The sequence below is a fragment of the Psychromonas hadalis ATCC BAA-638 genome, from assembly GCF_000420245.1.
In the GTDB taxonomy this organism is placed as follows: domain Bacteria; phylum Pseudomonadota; class Gammaproteobacteria; order Enterobacterales; family Psychromonadaceae; genus Psychromonas; species Psychromonas hadalis.
Window position 1 is genome coordinate 1 of sequence record NZ_ATUO01000312.1, and the last position, 1,692, is coordinate 1,692.

Consider the following 1,692-nt stretch of genomic DNA (forward strand, 5'->3'; position numbering starts at 1 on the left):
CCTAGTGACCAAGGGCGCAGCTAAAGCAGCACGTCAAAATAAAATACCACTTCCAAATAAAAATGTGGACGTAGAACTTTAGTTCTGCCTAGTGATCAAGGGTGCTGCTAAAGCAGCACGTCCAAATAAAATACCACTTCCAAATGAAAACGTGGAAGTGGGACTTTAGTCCTGCCTTGTCCACTATTGGCGAAGCTAAAGCATCACATCCCAAAAGTAGACTTCCAAGAAGTAAAAACTAACCAATAACACTACCTAATGCGAAGATTGGCAAGTACATCGCAACAATCAGGCCACCAACAACCACACCTAAGACCACCATGATCATCGGCTCTAATAGGCTGGTTAACGCATCAACCGCATCATCAACTTGTTGTTCATATATGTCAGCAACTTTGCTTAACATGCCATCTAAATCGCCAGACTCTTCACCAATCATCACCATTTGTGACACCATATCAGGGAAAGCGCCCGTGGTTTTCATTGCCACATTCATCTGCATCCCCGCCATCACCTCAGAACGTACACTATTTATCGCCGTACGATAAATATAATTACCCGAAGCTCCCGCAGCTGAAACAAGCGCGTCAACAAGCGGAATACCGGCAGCAAATGTGGTTGAAAGTGTACGTGCAAAACGTGCCACCGCAGCTTTGTCTAAAATCGTACTGATAACAGGGATTTTCAATACAAACTTATCGGTATTATCACGTACTTTTTGAGATTTTAAATGCGCCTTTTTAAAAGCGATCACCGAAATAGTCACAATGGCGATCATGATATACCAGTAAGCCTGTACAACCTCTGAAATACCCAATACAAACAGCGTAAAGGCAGGCAGTTCAGCGCCAAACCCTTCAAATATATCTTGGAACTGTGGGATAACAAATAACAACAGTAACATGGTTACGATACCCGCAACCGCCAATACAGCGGCGGGGTAAAACATCGCTTTTTTGATTTTAGATTTCAGTGCTTCCGATTTTTCTTTATAGATAGAGATACGGTCATAAATGGTATCTAGCGCACCAGACTGCTCACCTGCATCCACCAAATCACAATACAAATCATCAAAATATTTAGGATGCCCACGTAGCGTTTGCGACATCGGCGTACCTGATGCAACTTCATTCGCAATCGCACTCATCAATTCACGCAATGGTGCTTTTTCATTACTTTTAGCGATAAGTTGCAAGCTTTGCACCAACGGCACACCCGCATTTAACATCGTGGCTATTTGACGCGAGATAACCGCAATATCCATCGGGGTAATTCTATCCCCGAATGAGAACAAGGGTTTAGACTTCTTCTGTGTTTTAGTTACATTTACACCCTGCTTACGTAACTCCGCTTTAATTTCAGCAACCGACTCACCTTGTAGTTCACCAGAGACTTTAGCACCTTTACGGTTGATCCCTTTCCACTTAAAAGTATGAATGACTGTGGTTTTTACTTTTCTTTTTGCAGCCATGATATTTTCCTTAATTTGATACGAGGTTACTTTACTTGTTTAAAACAACAATCAAAACACGCTTCACTTGGAAGTGGGACTTTAATCCTGCCTTGTTTTAAAAACAAAAGTCAAAAGCGCAAGGCTAAAGCCTCACCTCCGACACGCAAGGCTAAAAAAAGGGTTCGCAGAGCTTACCCGCTCATTGCCTGAACTGCCGTTAAATTCGCCCTCACTTCCGG

At 42.8% G+C, this 1,692-nt stretch carries 1 protein-coding gene; it reads right to left on the reverse strand.

Features of this window, described 5'->3' with window-relative positions:
• Window positions 1-238: 238 nt before the first annotated feature.
• On the reverse strand, window positions 239-1,471 hold the full coding sequence (locus tag G322_RS0119185; RefSeq protein WP_022943271.1) for a type II secretion system F family protein: 1,233 nt from the start codon (window positions 1,469-1,471) through the stop codon (window positions 239-241).
• Between the last annotated feature and the right edge of the window lie 221 nt (window positions 1,472-1,692).